Raw genomic sequence first — 21,566 nt, 5'->3', positions numbered from 1 at the left:
ATGAGTACGAAGAAAGCAGACTTTATTTGGTTCAACGGGGAGATGGTTAAGTGGGAAGACGCCAAGGTTAGCGTCATGTCTCACGCACTGCACTATGGTACTTCAGTGTTTGAAGGCGTACGTTGCTACGACTCACACAAAGGCCCAGTGGTGTTCCGTCACCGTGAACACATGCAGCGTCTGCACGACTCCGCCAAAATCTATCGTTTTCCTATCGCCGCCTCTGTTGATGAGCTGATGGAAGCGTGCCGCGAAGTGATTCGTGTGAACAAACTGAAAAGCGCTTACATTCGTCCATTGGCGTTTGTTGGCGACGTAGGTCTGGGTGTGAACCCACCAGATGGCTACACCACCGACGTGATCATCGCTGCTTTCCCATGGGGTGCTTACCTGGGTGCTGAAGCACTGGAAAACGGTATCGATGCGATGGTGTCTTCATGGAACCGTGTTGCACCGAATACCCTGCCAACTGCGGCTAAAGCCGGTGGTAACTACCTCTCCTCACTGTTGGTCGGCAGCGAAGCGCGTCGCCACGGTTATCAGGAAGGTATCGCTCTCGACACCAACGGCTATATTTCAGAAGGTGCTGGCGAAAACTTGTTCGAAGTGAAAGATGGCATTCTGTTCACACCACCGTTCACTTCTTCAGCACTGCCGGGCATCACTCGTGACGCCATCATCAAACTGGCGATTGATCTGGGTATCGAAGTGCGTGAGCAAACGCTGTCGCGTGAATCTTTGTATCTGGCTGATGAAGTGTTCATGTCGGGTACTGCGGCAGAAATCACCCCGGTACGCAGCGTTGACGGCATTCAGGTCGGTGCGGGCAAACGCGGTCCAGTGACCACCAAAATTCAAAGCGCATTCTTCGGCCTGTTCACGGGCGAAACTGAAGACAAGTACGGCTGGTTGGATCAAGTTAATCCATAACAAGACAGTTACGCGGGTGCCGCTGCGCCCGCGTCATATTTCAGACTGGAGTAAATAGAGCATGCCTAAGTACCGTTCTGCCACCACCACCCATGGTCGTAACATGGCGGGTGCACGCGCCCTGTGGCGCGCCACAGGAATGACCGACGCCGATTTCGGTAAACCGATTATCGCCGTGGTTAACTCATTCACCCAGTTCGTGCCGGGCCACGTGCACCTGCGCGATATGGGCAAGCTGGTGGCTGAGCAAATCGAAGCCGCCGGTGGTGTCGCTAAAGAGTTCAACACCATCGCGGTGGATGACGGTATCGCCATGGGTCATGGCGGCATGCTGTATTCACTGCCTTCGCGCGAGCTGATCGCCGATTCCGTGGAGTACATGGTGAACGCGCACTGCGCCGATGCCATGGTGTGTATCTCTAACTGCGACAAAATCACCCCCGGCATGCTGATGGCATCACTGCGCCTCAACATCCCAGTGATCTTTGTGTCCGGCGGTCCGATGGAAGCTGGCAAGACCAAACTGTCAGACAAAATCATCAAGCTGGACCTGGTTGATGCGATGATTCAGGGGGCTAACCCGAACGTCAGCGATGAAGACAGCGATAAAATCGAACGCTCTGCCTGCCCAACCTGTGGTTCTTGCTCAGGCATGTTTACCGCGAACTCGATGAACTGTCTGGCCGAAGCGCTGGGTCTGGCACAGCCGGGCAACGGTTCACTGTTGGCGACCCACGCCGACCGTAAAGAACTGTTCCTCAACGCCGGTAAGCGCATCGTTAGCCTGACCAAAAAGTATTACGAGCAGGATGATGAGCGCGTACTGCCACGCAACATCGCCACCAAAGCCGCGTTTGAGAACGCGATGACGCTGGATATCGCCATGGGCGGTTCCACCAACACCGTTCTGCACTTGCTGGCAGCGGCGCAGGAAGGCGAAATCGAATTCAACATGTCGGATATCGATCGCCTGTCGCGCAAAGTGCCGCACCTGTGCAAAGTGGCACCGAGTACGCCGAAATATCACATGGAAGATGTGCACCGTGCCGGTGGCGTGGTCGCGATCTTGGGCGAGCTGGATCGTGCCGGGCTGATCGACACCAGTGCGCGCAACGTTCTGCAGCAGAGCATGCGTGAGACCCTGGATCAGTACGACATCATGCTGACCCAAGACGAAGCCGTGAAGAAAATGTTCCGCGCGGGCCCAGCGGGTATTCGCACCACCCAAGCCTTCTCACAAGACTGCCGTTGGGACACGCTGGATGATGACCGTGAAAATGGTTGTATCCGTACCCGCGAACACGCGTTTTCTCAGGATGGCGGTCTGGCCGTGCTGTACGGCAACATCTCTGAAGATGGCTGTATCGTAAAAACCGCCAGCGTTGACGCTGAGTTGCTGACCTTCAAAGGCCCGGCAAAAGTTTACGAAAGCCAGGATGATGCGGTAGAAGCGATCCTCGGCGGCAAAGTTGTGGCTGGCGATTGCGTTGTCATCCGTTACGAAGGGCCAAAAGGCGGTCCGGGCATGCAGGAAATGCTCTATCCGACCACCTATCTGAAATCCATGGGCTTGGGTAAAGCTTGTGCGTTGATCACAGATGGTCGCTTCTCCGGCGGTTCTTCCGGTCTCTCTGTGGGTCACATCTCACCTGAAGCGGCGAGCGGCGGCACCATTGCGCTGATCCAGGATGGCGACATGATTGAGCTGGATATCCCGAACCGTCGTATCCATCTGGACCTGCCGGACAACGAAATCCACGCTCGTCGTGAAAAAGAGTTGGCGCGTGGCGAAGCGGCTTACACCCCGCACAACCGCGAACGTGCCGTCTCCTTCGCGCTGCGTGCTTATGCATCACTCGCGACCAGTGCTGATAAAGGCGCGGTGCGCGATAAGTCCAAGCTGGGAGGCTAACAACGAATGGCTGAGTCTCAACCGCTACCCGCGTCGCCTAACGGCGCGGAGTATTTGCGCGCGGTGCTGCGTGCGCCTGTGTATGAAATTGCGCAGGTCACGCCGCTGCAAAAAATGGAAAAAATTTCATCGCGTCTCGGCAACACCATTTTGGTGAAGCGTGAGGATCGCCAGGCAGTACACAGCTTCAAGCTGCGTGGGGCCTACGCGATGATTGCCGGACTGACCGAAGAGCAAAAAGCACGCGGCGTGATTACGGCTTCGGCCGGTAACCACGCACAGGGTGTGGCACTTTCGGGGAGTCGGCTTGGCATCAAATCACTGATTGTGATGCCGGTGGCCACGGCAGACATCAAGGTTGATGCAGTGCGCGCATTTGGCGGTGAGGTTTATCTGTTTGGTGCTAACTTCGACGAGGCAAAAGCCAAAGCCATCGAGCTGGCCGAGCAGCAGGGTTATACCTTTGTGCCGCCGTTTGACCACCCGGCAGTGATTGCCGGGCAGGGCACGCTGGCCATGGAATTGCTGCAACAAGATGCGCATATCGATCGCGTGTTCGTGCCGGTCGGCGGTGGTGGCCTGGCAGCTGGCGTGGCGGTGCTGATCAAACAGCTGATGCCGCAGATCAAAGTGATCGCGGTAGAGTCGGAAGACTCAGCCTGTCTGAAAGCGGCGCTGGATGCGGGCGAGCCAGTGGATTTGGCGCGCGTCGGCTTGTTTGCTGAAGGTGTGGCGGTGAAGCGCATCGGCAACGAGACATTCCGTCTGTGCAAAGAGTATCTCGATGACATCATCACGGTGGATAGCGATGCCATCTGCGCGGCGGTGAAAGACCTGTTCGAAGATGTGCGTGCGGTAGCGGAACCTTCGGGTGCGCTGGCGCTGGCGGGCATGAAGAAGTACATCCAGCAGCACGACATCAAAGGCGAGCGCCTCGCGCACGTCTTGTCGGGCGCCAACGTCAACTTCCACGGTCTGCGCTATGTGTCGGAACGCTGCGAAATTGGCGAACAGCGCGAAGCGTTGCTGGCGGTAACGATTCCCGAACAGCAGGGCAGTTTCCTCAAGTTCTGCCAGACGCTGGGTGGCCGTTCGATCACCGAGTTTAACTACCGTTATGCGGATGCCGATAACGCCTGCATCTTCGTCGGCGTGCGTTTAACGCGCGGTCTGGAAGAGCGCAGCGAGATCATCAGTCAACTGAATGAGAGTGGCTATAACGTCGTGGATCTGTCGGATGACGAGATGGCGAAACTGCATGTGCGCTACATGGTGGGCGGTCGTCCGTCGAAACCGTTGCGCGAACGTCTGTTTAGCTTTGAGTTCCCGGAAGCACCCGGCGCGCTGCTGAAATTCCTGCAGACGCTGGGCGCGCACTGGAATATCTCGCTGTTCCACTATCGCAGCCACGGCACCGATTTTGGTCGTGTGCTGGCGGCCTTCGAAGCCAACGATCAAGAGCCGGATTTTGAAACGCATCTCACGGCGTTGGGCTACGAATGGCACGATGAGGCGAACAACCCGGCGTTCCGTTTCTTCCTCGCTGGGCAGTAGTTACAGCAGGTTCCAGAAAGCACTGATCAGCGGCTCCCCGAGCCGCTTTTTTTGTACACAGACGCCCAGTTCCAGCGGCGCGACCGACTCCACATTCTCCAGCGTCAGTACGCGATTGCGTACCGGCTCCGGGCTGTTCTCCAGCACCACATCTGGCAGCAGCGCAATACCACATCCCAGCGCCACCATTGAGACAATCGCCTCATGCCCGGACACCGTGGCATAAATTTGCGGATTGGGGATGCGATGGCGACGGAACCACAAATCGATACCGCGCCGCACCGGGCCTTGTTCCGGCACAATAAACGGAATCTGCGACCAATCAGGTTGCGCCTGTGTGGCCTGGCTGCGCACCGCACACGGCAGGGCGGGCGCGATCAGCACCAGCGGAAGAATGGCGAGCGGCGTGAAGTCGATGCTGGCGGGCAGCGATTCCGGACGTCCGGCAATGGCCAAATCTGCCTCGCCAGATTGCACCATCTCAATTGCGTCGGCGGCATCGCCGGTGGTGAGTTTGATTTCCACCTGCGGATGTTCGGCGCGGAAGCGGTCGAGAATCGGCGGCAAATGGCTGTAAGCGGCGGTCACCGAGCAAAATATGCGCAGTTCGCCGCTTAGGGACGGGCCGTTCAGATCCATCACGTGGCGCAGTTGTTGATATTGCAATAAGGTTTGTTGTGCAAACTGCTTGAGGCGTTCACCGGCTTCAGTGAGCGTGACGGTGCGGTTATCGCGCAGAAACAGCGCGTGACCCACATCTTCTTCAAGGCGCTGAATCTGGCGCGATAGCGTGGAGGGACTGACGTGCATAGCACGCGCGGTGCGACCAAAGTGACAGCTTTCGGCCAGATGAAGAAAGAGCTTCAGGTCTCGTAAATCCATGCGCGTTTCACCTCAAAGGGTTGTTGCAAATTCTGCAATGTGACCTTGCTAATATATCAATTTAAGCAATAGATTTCCTGTCATATGATGGGGTCATTCGCGGCACTGAACAGGGTGTCGTTACCGAACAAAAGCAATCACAACATCTAACCGGAGTACCCATGGCTAACTACTTCAACACATTGAATCTGCGCAACCAGTTAGCGCAGTTAGGCAAATGTCGTTTCATGTCACGCGATGAATTCGCGGATGGCGCAAGCTTCCTGAAAGGCAAAAAAGTCGTTATCGTTGGCTGTGGCGCTCAGGGTCTGAACCAGGGCCTGAACATGCGTGACTCCGGTCTGGACATCGCTTATGCACTGCGTGCTGAAGCGATCGCTGAGAAGCGTGCTTCTTTCCGCAAAGCGACCGATAACGGCTTCAAAGTAGGCACCTACGAAGAGCTGATCCCACAGGCGGATCTGGTGGTTAACCTGACGCCAGACAAACAGCACACCGCAGTGGTTCAGGCGGTTCAGCCTCTGATGAAAGATGGCGCAGCGCTGGGTTACTCACACGGTTTCAACATCGTTGAATCGGGCGAAACCATTCGTAAAGATATCACTGTGGTGATGGTTGCACCGAAGTGCCCAGGTACTGAAGTGCGTGAAGAGTACAAGCGTGGTTTCGGTGTTCCAACCCTGATCGCGGTTCACCCAGAAAACGATCCAAAAGGCGAAGGCCTGGCGATTGCGAAAGCCTGGGCTGCTGCAACCGGCGGTGACCGTGCTGGCGTCCTGGAGTCTTCCTTCGTTGCAGAAGTGAAATCTGACCTGATGGGCGAGCAGACTATCCTGTGCGGTATGCTGCAGGCCGGTTCTCTGCTGTGCTTTGACAAGCTGGTGGCTGAAGGTCACGATGCGGCTTATACCGAAAAACTGATTCAGTTCGGCTGGGAAACCATCACTGAATCACTGAAGTTCGGTGGTATCACCCTGATGATGGATCGTCTGTCTAACCCGGCGAAAATCCGTGCTTACGCACTGTCTGAGCAGCTGAAAACCATCATGGCTCCGCTGTTCCAGAAGCACATGGATGACATCATCTCGGGCGAATTCTCTTCCGGTATGATGGCTGACTGGGCGAACGACGACAAAAACCTGCTGACCTGGCGTGAAGAGACCGGTGCAACTGCATTCGAGAACGCACCACAGTTCGACGGCAAAATCGAAGAGCAGGAATACTACGATAAAGGCGTTGTGATGGTTGCCATGGTGAAAGCGGGCGTTGAGCTGGCCTTCGAAACCATGATCGACGCAGGCATCATTGAAGAGTCGGCTTACTACGAATCACTGCACGAGCTGCCGCTGATCGCGAACACCATCGCACGTAAGCGTCTGTATGAAATGAACGTGGTTATCTCTGATACTGCAGAATACGGTAACTACCTGTTCTCCTTCGCGGCAGTACCGCTGCTGAAAGAGTTCATGACCACGCTGCAGCCAGGCGATCTGGGTAAAGCAATCGAAGGCACTCAGGTTGATAACGCACAGCTGCGTGACGTCAACGAAGCCGTTCGTCAGCACCCAATCGAAGCGGTTGGCCGTAAACTGCGTGGCTACATGACCGACATGAAACGTATCGCGGTTGCTGGCTAAGCCACACGCGACACAGTTTTCAGCATAAGAAGAACCCCGGCTTGCCGGGGTTTTTTTATGCCTGAACAGATAGCTTCCCGCAGCCAATAACTAAAAAACGCGACTAAGCCGCAATGCCATGGCGATAACGCAGCCTGGGTCCGCTTAGGGTCTGGCGTCCTCGCGCCGCTAACGCGGTGCCCTCACGTCATTCGTCTGCCTGACGGAACGGCGGGGGATGGCACATCCCTGTGCCGCCCCGCCTTTCGCCCGCGTCCTGCGGGCTATCCTGGCATACTCATTCTGTTCGGCGCTGCGGATTGCCCGCCCCTAAGCGGCCCCAGCCTGCTCCTGAACTTTTGTGCGTTTTGTTAAAAAGGTCACAATGCGTATGGCCTCAAATAGCTGGAATAACGCCATTCAAGGCAATGTATTTTTGGCCCTATCTCAATTCTCACCCAATAAAAAACCCGGCCTGAGCCGGGTTTCATCATTTCAAACAGGCGCTATCACGCTTCGTACAGCGTCTGATGGCGCGTCTCTTTACAGGCAATCAGTGCAATCAGCGTCAGTACCGCCATGGAAGCCAGATAGAAACCGACTGCCTGCAAACCGTAGTTAGCGTTCAACCATGTCGCAATATAAGGCGCAACAGACGCACCTAAAATTGACGACAGATTGTACGAGAAGGATGCGCCGGTATAACGCACTTCCGTCGGGAACAACTCTGGCAGCAGCGCGCCCATCGGACCAAACGTCAGGCCCATAATGCTCAGACCCAGCAGCAGGAAGCCCATCACCAGAATCTGCGAGCCTGAACCCAGCAGCATTGGGAACATCAGCGCGAAAGCGATAATCATCAAAGTAATGGTGATCATGGTGCGACGACGGCCATAACGATCCGCCAATAGACCTGCAATCGGCACCATCACACCAAAACCAATCACTGCCACCATCAGCATCCACAGGAAGCTATTACGGGAGTAACCCAAGCCCGCAGGCGCTGGCGCAGTGCCGTAACTCATCGAGTACACGGTCATGATGTAGAACAGCGTATAGGTCGCCAGCATGATGAAGGTGCCAAGAATCGTAGCGGTCAGATGCTTGCTCAGCAGCGTGCCGATGGGCATTTTGACCTGCTTGTTCTCTTTCTGCACTTTGGCAAAAACCGGGCTTTCATGCAGCGAAACGCGCACATAGAGGCCAATCAGTACCAGTACGGCAGAAAGGATAAACGGCACACGCCAGCCCCAGTTCATGAACTGCTCATCGGTCAGCAACCAGGAGAGCAGCAGGAAAGTACCGTTAGCGAAGAAGAAGCCAATCGGCGCGCCGAGCTGTGGGAAAGAGCCGTAGAGCGCACGTTTCTTCGCGGGGGCATTCTCGGTTGCCAGCAGAGCCGCGCCGCCCCATTCACCACCCAAGCCCAGACCCTGACCAAAACGCGCCAGCGCCAGCAGCAGTGGAGCGGCGACGCCAATGGTTTGATAGCTCGGTAGCAGGCCGATCAATACCGTGGAGACGCCCATGGTCAGCAGCGATGCTACCAACGTCGCTTTACGGCCGACACGGTCGCCGAAGTGGCCGAACAGCGCAGAACCAATTGGACGCGCGACAAAGGCGATAGCGAAAGTCGCCAGCGACTGTAGCGTCGCGACGGTGGGATCGCCCTGCGGGAAGAAAATGTGCGGGAAAATGATCACTGCCGCAGTGGCATAAATATAGAAATCGAAGAATTCGATCGCGGTGCCGACAAGCGATGCCACGACCACTTTGCCGCGTGAGTTTACGGGCGTGTCGTCGTGTTTTTTGTCGAGTGTTTCTGTGATGGAGGCTTGCATGACTGTTTCTTAATTGTAAATGTAGACAGAGAATCTTACGCACCTGTTTTGCGGCATTCAATGACGAAAACCCGCGCCAGAACAGGCATTTTCGGCGAAAAAGTGGATAATTTCTGAGTTGCGGCAATCGACGGGGGATGGGAACGGGAAGTGTCACTTTTTTGGCGGGAATCTCTGCAAAAGGGCCAAATTAAAGTGACCCTTTAGCGTTTCCTGCTGGTTTTTGCTGAAATAATAGCCCGCAGGAAACATTTTTAGCTGTCAGGGCAAATGTAACAAATTTGCGATGTTAATTGCCCTGATGCGGCTGCGGCATCTCTTTATCATCCTTGTATTTTGCGGTGGCGATCCACGCGGCGCAGAACAGTGTCAGACGGGCGAAGAAGTAAAAGAACGCCATTAATCCCAGCACCGAACCAAAGGCTGCGCCGGACGGTGAGGTGGCCAGCTTAGGCAGCGTCAGCGTCATGACAAACTTAATCACCTCAAAGCCAATCGCCGCCAGCAGCGTGCCGCGAAACAGCGCTTTTTTGCGCGGCTTGTGGCGCGGCAGAATCCAGAAAATCCACAGGAACAACAAATAGTTGGCAAAAATGGAGATCGACAGCGCAATGATGGTCATTGCCGGGCGCAGCCACTCGATATCCTCCAATCCCAACGCGTTAACGATGGCATTCTGCGCGGCACCGGCAATGGAGGTCAGCGACAGCGTAATCACCAATGCCAGCATCAGGCCGAGCAACGACACCAAATCACGCGCATATTTCTTCCACAACTTCTCTTGATCGTCCGGCTTACGCTCCCAAACATCACGCGACTGCGCACGCACCGCCTCGCGCAAATTGCCCATCCAGTTGATGCCGGAGTAAAGCGCCAGCAGCAAACCGGTTAACCCGACCGTCGCGCGTTGCTGAATCGCGGTGTTCACGGTGTTCTTTAGGGTGGTGGCCAGCGTAGGATCGCTGATGCTGTTAACGATTTTGTTGATCAACTCGGTGAGTAAATCCTGATTCGACGCCAGCACAAAACCGACTGCCGCAAAGGAGACCATCAAAATCGGTATCAGAGATAGGAAGGAGAAGTAAGTGATCGCCGCACCAAACTGGCTGCCGAGGCGATCGTTAAACCGATCCAGCGCGCGCATAAAATGCGCCACCGCCGGAATGGCCTGGAACCAGGTCGCAAACCGCGACACGTTCTGGATTGAGCCATCCACGGTTTTGTTACCGGTCTTGATATCAATAAGCGGCTTCTTTTCAGCCGTGGATTCTTGGTTAGGTTTGTCTGTCATAGACGGTCAGCATCCTGTTCACTGCGAAATTAAAATTATAGCCCTTTATGTCACATACTCCTGCAACACCTGACTCAGCCACTCCATAAACACCCGCACGCGGCGTGCTACGTTGCGGCGATGTGGGTAAAGCAACGAAATCGGCATCGGCTTAGCCGGGAAGTGATGCAGCACTTCCACTAACTGGCCTGATTCCAGCAGTGGCTGCACGCCAATCGCGGGCACCTGAATAATGCCTAAACCCGCGATGCAGGCGGCACGATAAGTTTCGGTGCTGTTCACCGTCACCACGCCGCCGGTCTGAACATAGTGGCACTGCTTACCATCAAAATATTCAAACCCCAGAGAGGGCTGTCCCAGCTGCTGGGTGTAATGCACCATCGCGTGCTGTGCCAGATCTTCGAGGCGCACCGGCATGCCGAAGCGGGAAAGGTAGTCGGGACTGGCGCAGTTAATCAAGGCATGTGATCCGATTTTTCGCGCAATCAGACCCGAATCTTTCAGCTCGCCCACACGGATCACGCAGTCAAAACCTTCACGAATCACATCCACCTGGCGATCGCTGCTGCTAAGCTCAATTTCGATGCCGGGATAATGCTGCAGAAACTCGGGCAAACGCGGCAGGATAAATCCGGTGGCCATGGCCACCGACATATCGACGCGCAACTTGCCGCTCAGGGTGGCGGGGTCGTGCTGGAACAGGCTGTCCATATCGTCGAGCATCGACAACAGATCAAGACAACGATCGTAGTAGACCAGCCCATCCTGGGTGAGATGAACACGCCGGGTGGTGCGATGCAGCAGACGCGTGCCCATTTGATTTTCCAGCGCCTGAAGCTGGCGCGATACGCTGCCTTTTGGTAGTCCAAGACTTTCAGCTGCACGGGTAAAACTGCCCATTTCTGCCACCCGCACAAAAACCTGCATTGCGTGAATTTTATCCATGTTGTTCACCGATTGTTGTTGTTAGTGAAACAGTGCTGCGTATTCCTCTGCGTTTATAGATCAATTTATAACGAATATCCTTATCCCGTGTTCAATTTTCCACCTGGAGCGAAACATGAGTCATAAAATTGCATTGATTACCGGCGGCAACCGCGGTTTGGGCAAGAATGGTGCGCTGAAACTGGCGGCCAAAGGTGTCGATATTCTTTTCACCTATCGTGGTCACGCGGAAGAAGCGCAGGCCGTGGTGAAAGAGATTGAGGCGCTGGGCGCGCGTGCTGTGGCACTGCAGCTGGATGTTGGTGACAGCAGCACCTTTAACACTTTCGTGGCACAGGTGAGAGAGGCACTGCAAAAAACCTGGCAGCGCGACAACTTTGATTATTTAGTGAACAACGCCGGTCACGGTCACTACAAGCTGTTTGCAGAAACCACGGAAGAAGAATTTGATGCGCTGATCAATGTGCATTTCAAAGGGCCTTACTTTCTGACGCAGAAGCTGCTGCCGTTGATCGTTGATGGTGGTCGCATCCTGAACATCTCCAGCGGATTAACGCGCATGACGTTGCCGGGCTCAGGCACCTATGCTTCGGTGAAAGGGGCGATGGAAGTGCTGACGCGCTATCAGGCCAAAGAGCTGGGCGAGCGCCGCATTCGCGTCAATATTCTGGCACCGGGTGCGATTGAAACTGACTTCGGCGGTGGACGCGTGCGTGACACCAAAGATCTTAACGATCACATTGCCTCGGTGACATCGCTGGGCCGTGTGGGTCAACCGGATGATATTGGTGACGCGATCAGCGCCATCCTGAGTGAGGAAACCGGCTGGATCACCGCGCAGCGCATCGAAGCGTCAGGCGGACAGTCGCTGTAATCATGCACGCTGAGTGACGCGGCATTCATGCACGATAAATCGCGGCGCTACGCACTCCTTTGGATGGCCGTAGCGGCGCAATTTATTGCGCGTGTTTGAGATCTCAATCGCCCAGCTAAGCAATCATGAGGTTGGTCGTTAATTGCCCATGTTTGAGATCTCAATCGCGCCGCTACGTAGCCATGCAGAGAGCCGTAGCGGCGCAATTTATTGCGCGTGTTTTTAGATCTCGATCGTCCCGTCAATCACCGTCACTGTCTGGCCGCCAATCCAGATGTTATCACCGCTAAAACTCACCTGAATTCGCCCTTTACGCTGGATAGCGCTGCCTTGACGCGCACGATAATCCTCGGTTTTCCCCTGCGCCGCGAAATAGCGCGCCAGACAGGCGTTGGCGCTGCCTGTTACCGGATCTTCGGTCAGGCTGCCGTTCTCAACCAGCAGCGCGCGCACCTCATACTGCTCACCGCACTCCTCTGGCAGCGGGCCAAACAGCGCAGTGCCATTGACGTCGGCATGTTTTTGCAAACGCAGCAGATCCGCTGCGCTGGCCTGCACATCCAACACCGCCTGCGCGCTGTTCATCGGGATCAGCAGCCAGCGAATCCCCATATCGACAATGGTCGGCGTCTGGTGGGTATCAAAGGCTTCGCTATTCAGTGCGCTGCTCATCAACGCGTCTTCAAATGGCGTCAGCGTGACGTCGGGTGCGGCGAAGGCCAGTGCGCCATCCTCGCTAATGCGCACATCCACCAGGCCAACGCCGCACTCCTGCACGATCTTACCCGGTGTTTTCACTGTCCATCCCGCTTCCAGCAAGGCGTGAGCCGTGCCCAGCGTCGGATGACCGGCAAAGGGCAATTCCCCTTCAGTGGTAAAAATGCGCACCCGATAATCGGCCGCAGCATCCTGTGGTGGCAGGACAAAGGTGGTTTCCGACAAATTGGTCCAGCGGGCGATAGCGGCCAGTTGGGCGTCACTTAATCCCTCTGCATCCATGATGACTGCCAGCGGATTACCTTTAAACGCTGATGAGGTAAACACATCCACCTGCTTAAACGCGACTTTCATTTTCTCTCCTTGCTGGTTGAGGCACTCTGAAATCCTGATTTACATCCTGCAGATTGCTAATGTCAGTCAACAGGACTATGAATAGGTTAAGAATTCTGGAATCGGAGTCCGCTATGTTAAAAGTTCTTGGTCGTACTTCTTCAATCAACGTGCGCAAAGTTCTGTGGTTGTGTTCAGAACTGGATCTCGCGTATGAGCTCGAGCCCTGGGGTGAAGACCCGCAATCGCTGCACTCGGCGGAATTCATGGCGCTCAACCCTAATGCCATGGTGCCGGTGATCATCGAAGATGACTTCGTGATGTGGGAATCCAACGCCATTCTGCGCTATCTTGCCAACAGCAACGGCGGCGACTGGCTCTATCCTGAAAACCCACGTGCGCGTGCACCGGTGGATCAATGGATGGACTGGCAAGCCACCGAACTCAATACTTCCTGGCGCTATGCGTTTATGTCACTGGTGCGCAACTCACCCGCCCATCAGGATCCGCGTTTGCTGGCCGCCGCGATTAAAGGCTGGACGCACACCATGAATATTCTTGACCAGCATCTGCAAAAAACCGGGCGCTACGTCGCAGGACGTAACTTCTCGCTGGCAGACATTCCGGTAGGGCTTGCGGTCAATCGCTGGTTTGAAACCCCACTGGAGCACCCTGAATTTCCAGCCGTGCAACTCTATTACGAGCGTCTGACCGAGCGTGAGGGTTACACCACCTGGGGCCGCAACGGCAAGCCTTGATCCTGTCCCGGTGCCAGGCCTGTGATTTCGCAGGCTAGCGCACCGGTGCGTTTTAGTGCCCACGTATAACGCTCATCAAACGGATAACAGCAGGAGAGGCGCAGTGCATGTTTATAACGGTCGCTCAGCGAGTAGAGCGCTCCCGGCGTCACGCAAATCTGCTCCTGCAATAACCGGTGGAACATCTCCACGGTATCCACTTTTCCGGGCAACTCCACCCAAAACACAAAACCTCCTTTGGGCAGGGTAGCGCGGGTTCCCTGCGGAAAATGGCGCGCCATGATGCCGCGCGCCGCATCGAGATTGGCGGCATAGCGACGGCGCAGCGATCGCAAATGATGGTCGTAGCCACCGCTTGCCAGAAATTCGGCGAGGGTCTCACACAATAGGCGCGACTCAGACATGGAAGAGACGGCTTTCAAACGGGCGATGGCCTGATGGAAGCGGCCGGCAGCGGTCCAGCCCACGCGGAAATCCGGCGCCACCGTTTTGGTAAAGCTGGTGCAGTAAATCACCCAGCCCTCGCTATCAAAGGCTTTCACCGGCGGTGATAGAGGCCAGTCAAACTGCAACTCGTCATACAGCCCATCTTCCAGCAATGGAACGTGGTAAGTATTCACTAACTTTGCCAGCCGCTTCTTATTCTCCAGTGGCATCACATAGCCAAGAGGATTCTGCGCGCCGGGCATGGCGATCAGCGCCTGAATACGCTTCTCCTGCAGCAGCATCTCCAGCGCGTCCAGTGACAGCCCTTGCTGTGGATCGGTGGGGATTTCCAGTGCTTTCAGGCCCAGTGAGGCCAGCAGTGGGAACAGGAAGAAGTAAGTGGGGGATTCCAGCCCAATGCAATCGCCAGGTTTCGTGACCGCACGCAGCGCCAGTTGTAAGGCTTCCATGCAGCCGTGGGTGAGGGTGATCTCTTGCGCAGTCAGATTGATGCCGGTGTGCAGACTGCGGCGCGCTATCTCCTCCCGTAAGCGTTCACTACCAGGCGGAAGCGCATAGCGCCCGATGATGTCGGGATTGTGCCGTAAAATGCCTGAGGTAATTCGGCCTAAGCGTGCTGCCGGATAGAAGGTGCCATCCTGCGGACAGGCCAGAGAGATATTGGTGTAATCGGCATTATTCTGCGCGGCAAACACCTGCTCAATCAGTTCCAGTTTCTGCGTGCTGGGGTCGTTGATTTTCGCGGGCAGCGGTTTGACCGGACGCGTCACGGCCGGCATCACACCACGCACGTAATAGCCCGATTGCGGACGCGCTTCTATCAGGCCGCGATCTTCAAGAATTTGCCAGGCATTGAGCACAGTATTGACACTAACCTGATGCGATTGTGCCACGCGGCGAATAGCGGGCAGCCGTTTGCCCGGCTTCAGCGTGCCTTGATGAATCGACTCGGCAAAGCTATCTGCCAGCTGCTGATACAGCGTTTGACCGGATGAAAGGGGAAGGGACACAAAAGCCTCCGCGTGCAATGGGTACAATCTAAAATAAAGCAAACTGTATCCATTACAATAGTTGTTTTGTGTCTCTGTTTCCATTGTCCGGCACGCATTAGCATGATGTTAACTTTGAACCATCAGGAAGCGCATCATGCTCGACCCTTCATTCTTCAGCTACGTCACGGTGATGTCGATCACCCCCGGACCGAACAACCTGCTGCTCGCCACATCGGGCGTCAATTTTGGTTTTAAACGCACGCTGCCCATGCTGTTTGGCATTCTGCTCGGCTGTGCGATACAGATGCTGCTGGCTAGCATGGCGTTGGATGTGTTGCTGCACTGGATGGCATCCATTCGTTTGCCATTAACGGTGGTGGGGTGCAGCTATTTGCTGTGGCTGTCATGGAAAATCTTTCGGGCCGCAGCACCAGAAGCGCGTGAACGTCCGCGCCCGATGACGCTGGTGGGCGGCATCTGTTTTCAGGCGGTGAATCCCAAGGCCTGGCTGATGGTGACTAACGTGGCGCTGATGTACGCCAACAGCAACGGCGTCATCACGATATTGCTGGGGTTTGCCGCATTGAACTTACCCTGCATCCTGATCTGGGCCGCGATGGGGGATCGTCTGCGCAGTCATCTGCAGGTGGCGTGGAAACGTCAGGCGTTTAACAGTCTGATGGCGCTGTCGCTGGTGGCCACCACGGCCTGGATGCTGTACGACGCGGTGCTGCTGAGTTGAGCTGAAGTGCACTCATAAAAAAGGCCGCTTGCGCGGCCTTATCAGTATTCACAGCAATCAGGATTGACTGGTTACTTCCCCACCACGTGCGCCGTCTCGCGGGCTTCGTCGTTGGCTGCGTCAGGCGTAACGATTGGTGCGTAATTGAGCTGCAGTACGCGGCTGGTTTCCGCCAGAATCTTCTCGGTCAGCGCTACGTCACCGTTCATCTTTCGGCCCCATGTTGGGATCACCGCGCGGATTTTGGTCTGCCACTCAGGTGAACGCATCTGCTCAGGGAAGGCTTTCGCCATCAGCTCCAGCATAATCGGCGCTGCAGTAGATGCCCCTGGCGAAGCGCCGAGCAGGGCTGAAATCGAACCATCTTCAGAGGTCACAACTTCCGTGCCTAAACGCAGTACGCCGCCCTCTTTCTCATCGTTTTTGATGATCTGTACACGCTGGCCGGCAGTGACCAAACGCCAGTCTTCCTGCTTAGCCTGCGGTACATAAGCACGCAGCGCTTCCATCCGATCGTCATCGCTTTGCAGCACTTGATCGACCAGATATTTCACCAGGTCGAAACTCTTCAGGCCGACCTGCATCATCGGTAACAGGTTACTGCCGTTCATCGCGCCGAACATATCCAGCAGCGAACCCTGTTTCAGGAATTTGGTCGAAAAGGTGGCGAACGGGCCAAACAGCAGCACCTGCTTACCATCCAGCACACGCGTATCCACGTGTGGTACCGACATCGGCGGTGCGCCAACGCTGGCTTTGCCGTACACCTTCGCCATGTGTTGTTGCACCACTTCTGGATTCTCGGTCACGAGGAAGGAACCGCCCACCGGGAAACCGGCGTAGCCTTTCACTTCCGGGATGCCGGATTTTTGCAGCAGTGGCAGCGCGGCACCGCCCGCACCGATAAACAGCTGCCGCGTGATCAGCTGGCGATTTTCACCGCTGGCCAGATTATGCAGCGTCACTTGCCAGCGGCCATCGCTCAGGCGCTTGATATCACGCACTTCCTGACGCAGACGCAGGCGGAAATTGGCTTTCTTCTGTAAAGAGGCAATCAGTTGACGCGTCACTTCACCGAAGTTGACGTCGGTGCCCATTTCGGTCCAGGTGGCAGCCACTTTCTGTTTGCTGTCACGGCCATTCATCACCAGCGGAATCCACTGGGTGATCTGGTCGCGATCTTCTGAATAGTTCATGCCACGGAACAGGGTACTTTTTTGCAGCGCCTGGAAACGTTTGCGCAGGAACTCAACGTTATCGTCGCCCCAGACGAAGCTCATGTGCGGCGTACTGTGGATAAAGCTTTTTGGATTGCGCAGATTGCCTTTCTGAACGTGGTACGCCCAGAACTGGCGAGAAATCTGGAACGATTCGTTGATCGCCACCGCTTTTGCAATGTCGATGCTGCCATCCGCCTTCTGCGGCGTATAGTTCAGCTCGGCCAACGCAGCGTGACCGGTCCCGGCATTATTCCAGCCGTTAGAGGATTCCACCGCGACATCGTCAAGGCGTTCCACCATCTCAATCGACCAGTCTGGCTCCAGATCCTGCAGCCACGCGCCTAAGGTGGCACTCATCACGCCTGCGCCGATCAGCAGTACGTCGACATCCTTTCGTTCCTGAAGGTTTGCGCTATCCATACCAGCGGCGGCGAGCGCCAGGTTTACCGCAGTAGTACTCATGAGGCGACATCTCCTCTCTCTGTTGACCTGAAGTTCAACAGGTTCGCAGGCGAAACAGCCACGCTTCTTTCGAGCGCGTCGCGCTATTTCTCAAAGGTTAAGACTCAGGTTTAAGTCAGGGGACGATAACGGTTAACTGCACGTTATGCATATGCATTTGAATATAACATTCTCGTATCGGAATTAAACGTTTGTTTATTTTTTAAAGGCCGAAATGATTCAGCATAAGAATTAATCAGCTCAACCCTGCTGTCATAAGGGATTTTTATCCCTTAATCAGAGGGTTATGGTAATGCAGTTGTTGCGATATTGTGAGAGGAATGCGCAGGCTAATGTTCAGAGAGTGAGCGGCGTCACATCTTAATTGCATGATTAATATCAATTTATAGTGGATTGATTTTTTATGCGGTTTTTATGTTGCGTGATATTTCGCCAGATCGTGTAAAACTAATGTTACATTTTTGTGGGTGTTAATTTTTCGCCGCGTCAGACAGGGGTCAGAGGAAAAAAGCATTACGCGGCGGTGGGGATCACTTCTTAGCGAGGCGACGCCATGCAAAGCGGATGACAAAAAATTCAATCGCGCCCAGCAGCAGGAACCACAAGCAAAACACGATAGTGTAGAGCTGATTCAGGTCCTGCAAACGCAGCATCTCCTGAATCCGTCTGGACAATTCCAGGCCGAATTGCGGCGCGGGCAGCAGTAGCGCGGAGAGAAAGCCCAGCAGCAGGATTCCGCCAGGGATAATCAGCGTTTCAAACGGGTTTTTCATCGCAGGTTTCCTATCAATTAGCGCGGGCATTAGCGCATAAAAGCGTGCTGGCGTGCAATCCCTGTGCCGGGTAACCCTAAGAAAATTCTTCTATTCCATCCACTTAGCGTCATAAATAGCGCAAGTTAAGAGTTATAGCCTTTGCTATACTTAAATCCATGATTTTACTGTCTTTTTTTTGGTGATTTTGCGTGCTAGACTGCGCGCACTTTTTCATTACTGAACAATAGATGCGGAAAATCGCTCGCTTGAAAGCATTTTTCGCGGCATTGATTGAAAACCCATGACATTTATCGCAACTCTGATTCTGGCCTTTGGTATGTCGATGGACGCCTTCGCCGCAGCACTGGGCAAAGGCGCATCGCTGCATCGCCCGAACTTCAAAGAAGCGCTGCGCACCGGCCTGATCTTTGGTGTGATTGAAATGCTGACGCCGCTGATTGGCTGGGCGATCGGCCTGGCGGCCAGTCGCTACATAATGGCATGGGATCACTGGGTGGCGTTTGCCCTGTTAACCGTTCTTGGTGGCCGCATGATGATGGAAGGTTTCCGTCAGACGGCGGATGATCCCTGCGAAGCGCCGCAGCGTCATGGCTTTATGGTACTGGCGATGACCGCCGTAGCAACCAGCCTTGATGCGCTGGCGGTGGGCGTCGGCCTGGCATTCCTGCAGGTGAATATTGTGCTCACCGCACTGACCATTGGCGCCGCCACGACGATTATGGCCACCACGGGCGTGATGGTCGGACGCTTTATCGGTCCGGTTTTGGGTAAATGGGCTGAAGTGTTAGGGGGTGTCGTATTAATCAGCATCGGCTGCACCATTCTCAGCGAGCACCTTGGCCTGTTCAGCTAATTCAGGCATCTGCCAAACCCCTCATTTTGTGATCTGGCTCAAAAATAATTGCGTGAAAAACGCGCGTTAGTTATACTTTTCGCGTATTTCTTCAACAATTTTTGAGCCAGGTATCCAATGAAACGTTTTTTCCGCTACGTGTTTCGTGCATATGTTGAGACTTTCAAGCACGTCCCGCCAGGCGCACTGCATTAATCGCACTTTATACCCTCGATAATCGCGGTCAGGGATCGACCTGTGGTTATCAATGATTTTCTTATCTCCCCCGCTCAATAACGCCGCGAATTTTCTCTCTATCAAAGGCTTAGTATCGTTAACCATTAGTTTTCGATATGGCTATAGCCTGATGTTATACCCCGCTACCAAACAAGCATTCGTCACCTCTTAACCCGCATGGAATAGTCGATTCAGACCCTCTAACCCGTCTGAAACGAGAAACATCATGCTGATCCCACAACCCTATTTATTGTTCCTTGGCGATGTCACCGATCCACTGGCCGCTAAAACGGCGCGCGGCATTCACGTCTGGCGCCCTGAGCAGTGCGTCGGCGAAATTAAACTGCCGGGCTGTACTGTCAGCTTAGGTCTGGACGTGCTCGATATCGCCACGGCAAAAGAACGTGGCGCGAAAACGCTGGTACTGGGCACCGCCAATGCGGGGGGCTATCTGCCCGAGCACTGGCTCGACACGGTTAAAGGCGCCATCAAAGCCGGTATGAACGTGGCGAGCGGTTTGCACCATCGTCTGGTGGATGAGCCAGAGCTGGTCGCGTTAGCCCAGGAGTTTGGCGTTGAGCTGTTTGACCTGCGTCATATGCGTCCAAAACTGAATGTCGGCAGCGGCAAAAAGCGTACAGGTAAGCGTGTACTTACTGTCGGTACGGACTGCTCAGTTGGCAAGATGTACACCTCGCTGGCGCTGGAAGCGGCAATGCGTGAACGCGGTATGAAGGCGGATTTCCGCGCGACCGGGCAAACCGGCATTCTGGTTGCTGGTGAAGGCATTGCGATTGATGCGGTGATTGCCGACTTCATCGCCGGTGCAGTGGAAGCCCTGTCACCCGCCAATGATGCCGACCACTGGGATATCGTTGAAGGTCAGGGCTCGCTGTTCCATCCTTCTTATGCGGGCGTCAGCATGGGCCTGATTCACGGTGCGCAGCCGCACTGGCTGGTGATGTGCCACGAAATGGGCCGTCCGCACATGCGTCATTTACCGCATCAGCCGATGGTGAGTTTGAAAGATTGCGTGGAGGCCAACCTGCGCGCGGCCGATGTCACCAGCGACAATGTTCAGCTGGCTGGTTTTGCTATTAACACCTCCAACTACAGCGAAGAAGAGGCCCGCGCCTATTGTGCGGAAGTCAGCGCTGAATTCGGCGTGCCTGCTACCGATCCGGTGCGTTTTGGTATCGCAGATATTGCCGCCCTGCTGCAGGAACGTGGCTAAGATGCGGCGCATGCAGATTGAAGTGCTGGAGCTGCCGCTGGCGCGTCCTTTCGCTATTTCGCGTGGTACGCGTACCGCCGTTACTGTCATTCGCGTCACGCTGGAGCAAAACGGCTTTATTGGACGTGGCGAGTGCACGCCGACGCCGCGCTACGATGAAACACCAGACAGCGTTGAGGCGCAGCTGGAAGCGATGCGTGAAGATGTCGAAGCGGGCTTAAGCCGTATCGATCTGCAAAGCCGTTTATCTGCCGGTTCAGCGCGTAATGCGCTGGACTGTGCGCTGTGGCGTCTGGATGCCGCGCTGGCGAAGCAGACGCTGTGGCAGCAGTGCGAACGCACTGCACCGCCTTCGGTGATCACGGCGGAGACCTTAAGCCTCGACTCCATCGAAAACATGGCGGCCGCAGCGGCTGATGCCGTGTCGCGTGGCGCCATCCTGCTGAAAATCAAACTTAATCGTGACGAAATATTAGAGAAGGTGGCAGCCATCAGAGAGGCTGCGCCGCGTGCAACCTTGATCATCGATGCCAATGAAGCCTGGTCGGGCGTCGATCTGCATAGTCTGCTCACTGCGCTACAGGCTTACAACATCGCTATGGTTGAACAGCCGCTGCCTGCCGGACAAGACCAGGATCTGCAACGATTTAACCACCCGATACCGGTGTGTGCTGATGAGAGCTGCCATACGCGTGAAGACATCGCCGAGCTGCGTAATCGCTACGAGATGATCAACATCAAGCTGGATAAGTGCGGCGGCCTGACCGAAGCCTTAGCGATGGTCGAAGAAGCGCAGAAGCGGGATATGCGTCTGATGGTTGGCTGCATGCTGGGCTCCTCACTCGCAATGGAAGCTGCGCTGCCGGTGGCGATGGCTGCAGAACACGTCGATCTGGATGGCCCCATCTGGCTGGCCGCCGATAGCTCACCCTTCCTTTCCTACGCTCAGGGCCGAATCTGGCTGTAACCGC

At 55.2% G+C, this 21,566-nt stretch carries 18 protein-coding genes; 10 read left to right on the top strand and 8 right to left on the bottom strand.

Annotated elements, in window-relative coordinates; genetic code table 11:
• From IAE30_RS15810 to ilvA, 3 genes are all read left to right on the top strand, one after another.
• On the top strand, nucleotides 1–930 hold the full coding sequence (locus IAE30_RS15810) for a branched-chain amino acid transaminase (RefSeq protein ID WP_034820022.1): 930 nt from the start codon (nucleotides 1–3) through the stop codon (nucleotides 928–930).
• A gap of 61 nt (nucleotides 931–991) precedes the next feature.
• Nucleotides 992–2,842 carry a dihydroxy-acid dehydratase gene (ilvD, locus tag IAE30_RS15805; RefSeq protein ID WP_038644127.1) on the top strand — a complete coding sequence of 617 codons (1,851 nt, stop codon included), beginning with the start codon at nucleotides 992–994 and terminating at the stop codon, nucleotides 2,840–2,842.
• Nucleotides 2,843–2,848: 6 nt separating this feature from the next.
• Nucleotides 2,849–4,396 (top strand): threonine ammonia-lyase, biosynthetic, encoded by a 1,548-nt coding sequence (gene ilvA / locus IAE30_RS15800; RefSeq protein WP_038644129.1) that lies wholly within the window; start codon nucleotides 2,849–2,851, stop codon nucleotides 4,394–4,396.
• Here the strand turns inward: ilvA and ilvY are convergent, their stop codons facing one another.
• Nucleotides 4,397–5,278, bottom strand: a complete 882-nt coding sequence (gene ilvY, locus IAE30_RS15795; RefSeq protein WP_034820008.1) for an HTH-type transcriptional activator IlvY — start codon at nucleotides 5,276–5,278, stop codon at nucleotides 4,397–4,399.
• Nucleotides 5,279–5,439: 161 nt separating this feature from the next.
• Here ilvY and ilvC point away from each other — a divergent pair, with 161 nt between their 5' ends.
• Nucleotides 5,440–6,915 carry a ketol-acid reductoisomerase gene (gene ilvC / locus IAE30_RS15790; RefSeq protein WP_038644132.1) on the top strand — a complete coding sequence of 492 codons (1,476 nt, stop codon included), beginning with the start codon at nucleotides 5,440–5,442 and terminating at the stop codon, nucleotides 6,913–6,915.
• A gap of 488 nt (nucleotides 6,916–7,403) precedes the next feature.
• Here ilvC and IAE30_RS15785 read toward each other — a convergent pair whose 3' ends face one another.
• The 3 genes from IAE30_RS15785 to IAE30_RS15775 form a co-directional block, all read right to left on the bottom strand.
• Nucleotides 7,404–8,735: an MFS transporter gene (locus tag IAE30_RS15785; protein ID WP_038644134.1), complete on the bottom strand. Its 1,332-nt coding sequence runs from the start codon at nucleotides 8,733–8,735 to the stop codon at nucleotides 7,404–7,406.
• 289 nt (nucleotides 8,736–9,024) lie between these two features.
• Nucleotides 9,025–10,026, bottom strand: coding sequence for an inner membrane protein YhjD (yhjD, locus tag IAE30_RS15780; RefSeq protein WP_200539084.1), 1,002 nt, complete (start codon nucleotides 10,024–10,026; stop codon nucleotides 9,025–9,027).
• 45 nt (nucleotides 10,027–10,071) lie between these two features.
• Nucleotides 10,072–10,971 (bottom strand): LysR family transcriptional regulator, encoded by a 900-nt coding sequence (locus IAE30_RS15775; RefSeq protein ID WP_045814179.1) that lies wholly within the window; start codon nucleotides 10,969–10,971, stop codon nucleotides 10,072–10,074.
• A 115-nt stretch (nucleotides 10,972–11,086) separates the two neighbouring features.
• On the opposite strand from IAE30_RS15775, the gene IAE30_RS15770 reads away from it, so the two are divergent.
• A complete protein-coding gene (locus IAE30_RS15770; RefSeq protein ID WP_045832235.1) occupies nucleotides 11,087–11,845 on the top strand; it encodes an SDR family NAD(P)-dependent oxidoreductase in 759 nt (252 codons plus the stop codon).
• Between the two features lie 222 nt (nucleotides 11,846–12,067).
• On the opposite strand, the gene IAE30_RS15765 is transcribed toward IAE30_RS15770, so the two are convergent.
• Nucleotides 12,068–12,916, bottom strand: coding sequence for a PhzF family phenazine biosynthesis protein (locus IAE30_RS15765; RefSeq protein WP_200680356.1), 849 nt, complete (start codon nucleotides 12,914–12,916; stop codon nucleotides 12,068–12,070).
• A gap of 113 nt (nucleotides 12,917–13,029) precedes the next feature.
• On the opposite strand from IAE30_RS15765, the gene IAE30_RS15760 reads away from it, so the two are divergent.
• The gene (locus tag IAE30_RS15760) at nucleotides 13,030–13,653 is read left to right on the top strand and encodes a glutathione S-transferase family protein (RefSeq protein ID WP_038644142.1); all 624 of its coding nucleotides are present in this window, start codon (nucleotides 13,030–13,032) and stop codon (nucleotides 13,651–13,653) included.
• Here IAE30_RS15760 and IAE30_RS15755 read toward each other — a convergent pair.
• The gene (locus IAE30_RS15755) at nucleotides 13,620–15,110 is read right to left on the bottom strand and encodes a PLP-dependent aminotransferase family protein (protein ID WP_038649803.1); all 1,491 of its coding nucleotides are present in this window, start codon (nucleotides 15,108–15,110) and stop codon (nucleotides 13,620–13,622) included. The genes IAE30_RS15760 and IAE30_RS15755 overlap by 34 nt on opposite strands.
• Nucleotides 15,111–15,246: 136 nt before the next feature.
• Here IAE30_RS15755 and IAE30_RS15750 point away from each other — a divergent pair, with 136 nt between their 5' ends.
• The gene (locus tag IAE30_RS15750) at nucleotides 15,247–15,834 is read left to right on the top strand and encodes a LysE family translocator (RefSeq protein ID WP_200680355.1); all 588 of its coding nucleotides are present in this window, start codon (nucleotides 15,247–15,249) and stop codon (nucleotides 15,832–15,834) included.
• 71 nt (nucleotides 15,835–15,905) lie between these two features.
• On the opposite strand, the gene mqo is transcribed toward IAE30_RS15750, so the two are convergent.
• Both mqo and IAE30_RS15740 read right to left on the bottom strand, forming a co-directional pair.
• Nucleotides 15,906–17,516, bottom strand: coding sequence for a malate dehydrogenase (quinone) (gene mqo, locus IAE30_RS15745; protein WP_200680354.1), 1,611 nt, complete (start codon nucleotides 17,514–17,516; stop codon nucleotides 15,906–15,908).
• Nucleotides 17,517–18,046: 530 nt separating this feature from the next.
• A complete protein-coding gene (locus IAE30_RS15740) occupies nucleotides 18,047–18,289 on the bottom strand; it encodes a DUF1158 family protein (RefSeq protein WP_038644148.1) in 243 nt (80 codons plus the stop codon).
• Between the two features lie 283 nt (nucleotides 18,290–18,572).
• Between IAE30_RS15740 and mntP the strand changes: the two genes are divergently transcribed.
• From mntP to dgcA, 3 genes are all read left to right on the top strand, one after another.
• Complete coding sequence (gene mntP, locus IAE30_RS15735; RefSeq protein ID WP_200680353.1) at nucleotides 18,573–19,145, top strand: manganese efflux pump MntP; 573 nt, start codon at nucleotides 18,573–18,575, stop codon at nucleotides 19,143–19,145.
• A 442-nt stretch (nucleotides 19,146–19,587) separates the two neighbouring features.
• The gene (dgcN, locus tag IAE30_RS15730) at nucleotides 19,588–20,595 is read left to right on the top strand and encodes an N-acetyltransferase DgcN (protein WP_038644154.1); all 1,008 of its coding nucleotides are present in this window, start codon (nucleotides 19,588–19,590) and stop codon (nucleotides 20,593–20,595) included.
• 1 nt (nucleotide 20,596) lies between these two features.
• Nucleotides 20,597–21,562 (top strand): N-acetyl-D-Glu racemase DgcA, encoded by a 966-nt coding sequence (dgcA, locus tag IAE30_RS15725; protein WP_038644156.1) that lies wholly within the window; start codon nucleotides 20,597–20,599, stop codon nucleotides 21,560–21,562.
• The last annotated feature ends 4 nt before the right edge of the window (nucleotides 21,563–21,566 follow it).

The sequence above is a fragment of the Pantoea sp. S61 genome (genome assembly GCF_016625145.1).
Lineage (GTDB): Bacteria > Pseudomonadota > Gammaproteobacteria > Enterobacterales > Enterobacteriaceae > Pantoea > Pantoea rwandensis_B.
Note: the sequence above shows the minus strand (reverse complement) of the source record. Positions and strands in the feature narration are given on the sequence as shown.

Coding starts and splice junctions, on each gene's coding strand:
- yhjD (WP_200539084.1), bottom strand. CDS start 10,026: ATGACAGACAAACCTAACCAAGAATCCACGGCTGAAAAGAAGCCGCTT.
- IAE30_RS15775 (WP_045814179.1), bottom strand. CDS start 10,971: ATGGATAAAATTCACGCAATGCAGGTTTTTGTGCGGGTGGCAGAAATG.
- IAE30_RS15740 (WP_038644148.1), bottom strand. CDS start 18,289: ATGAAAAACCCGTTTGAAACGCTGATTATCCCTGGCGGAATCCTGCTG.
- ilvD (WP_038644127.1), top strand. CDS start 992: ATGCCTAAGTACCGTTCTGCCACCACCACCCATGGTCGTAACATGGCG.
- mqo (WP_200680354.1), bottom strand. CDS start 17,516: ATGAGTACTACTGCGGTAAACCTGGCGCTCGCCGCCGCTGGTATGGAT.
- ilvC (WP_038644132.1), top strand. CDS start 5,440: ATGGCTAACTACTTCAACACATTGAATCTGCGCAACCAGTTAGCGCAG.
- mntP (WP_200680353.1), top strand. CDS start 18,573: ATGACATTTATCGCAACTCTGATTCTGGCCTTTGGTATGTCGATGGAC.
- dgcN (WP_038644154.1), top strand. CDS start 19,588: ATGCTGATCCCACAACCCTATTTATTGTTCCTTGGCGATGTCACCGAT.
- IAE30_RS15765 (WP_200680356.1), bottom strand. CDS start 12,916: ATGAAAGTCGCGTTTAAGCAGGTGGATGTGTTTACCTCATCAGCGTTT.
- IAE30_RS15750 (WP_200680355.1), top strand. CDS start 15,247: ATGCTCGACCCTTCATTCTTCAGCTACGTCACGGTGATGTCGATCACC.
- IAE30_RS15770 (WP_045832235.1), top strand. CDS start 11,087: ATGAGTCATAAAATTGCATTGATTACCGGCGGCAACCGCGGTTTGGGC.
- dgcA (WP_038644156.1), top strand. CDS start 20,597: ATGCGGCGCATGCAGATTGAAGTGCTGGAGCTGCCGCTGGCGCGTCCT.
- ilvY (WP_034820008.1), bottom strand. CDS start 5,278: ATGGATTTACGAGACCTGAAGCTCTTTCTTCATCTGGCCGAAAGCTGT.
- IAE30_RS15785 (WP_038644134.1), bottom strand. CDS start 8,735: ATGCAAGCCTCCATCACAGAAACACTCGACAAAAAACACGACGACACG.
- IAE30_RS15810 (WP_034820022.1), top strand. CDS start 1: ATGAGTACGAAGAAAGCAGACTTTATTTGGTTCAACGGGGAGATGGTT.
- ilvA (WP_038644129.1), top strand. CDS start 2,849: ATGGCTGAGTCTCAACCGCTACCCGCGTCGCCTAACGGCGCGGAGTAT.
- IAE30_RS15760 (WP_038644142.1), top strand. CDS start 13,030: ATGTTAAAAGTTCTTGGTCGTACTTCTTCAATCAACGTGCGCAAAGTT.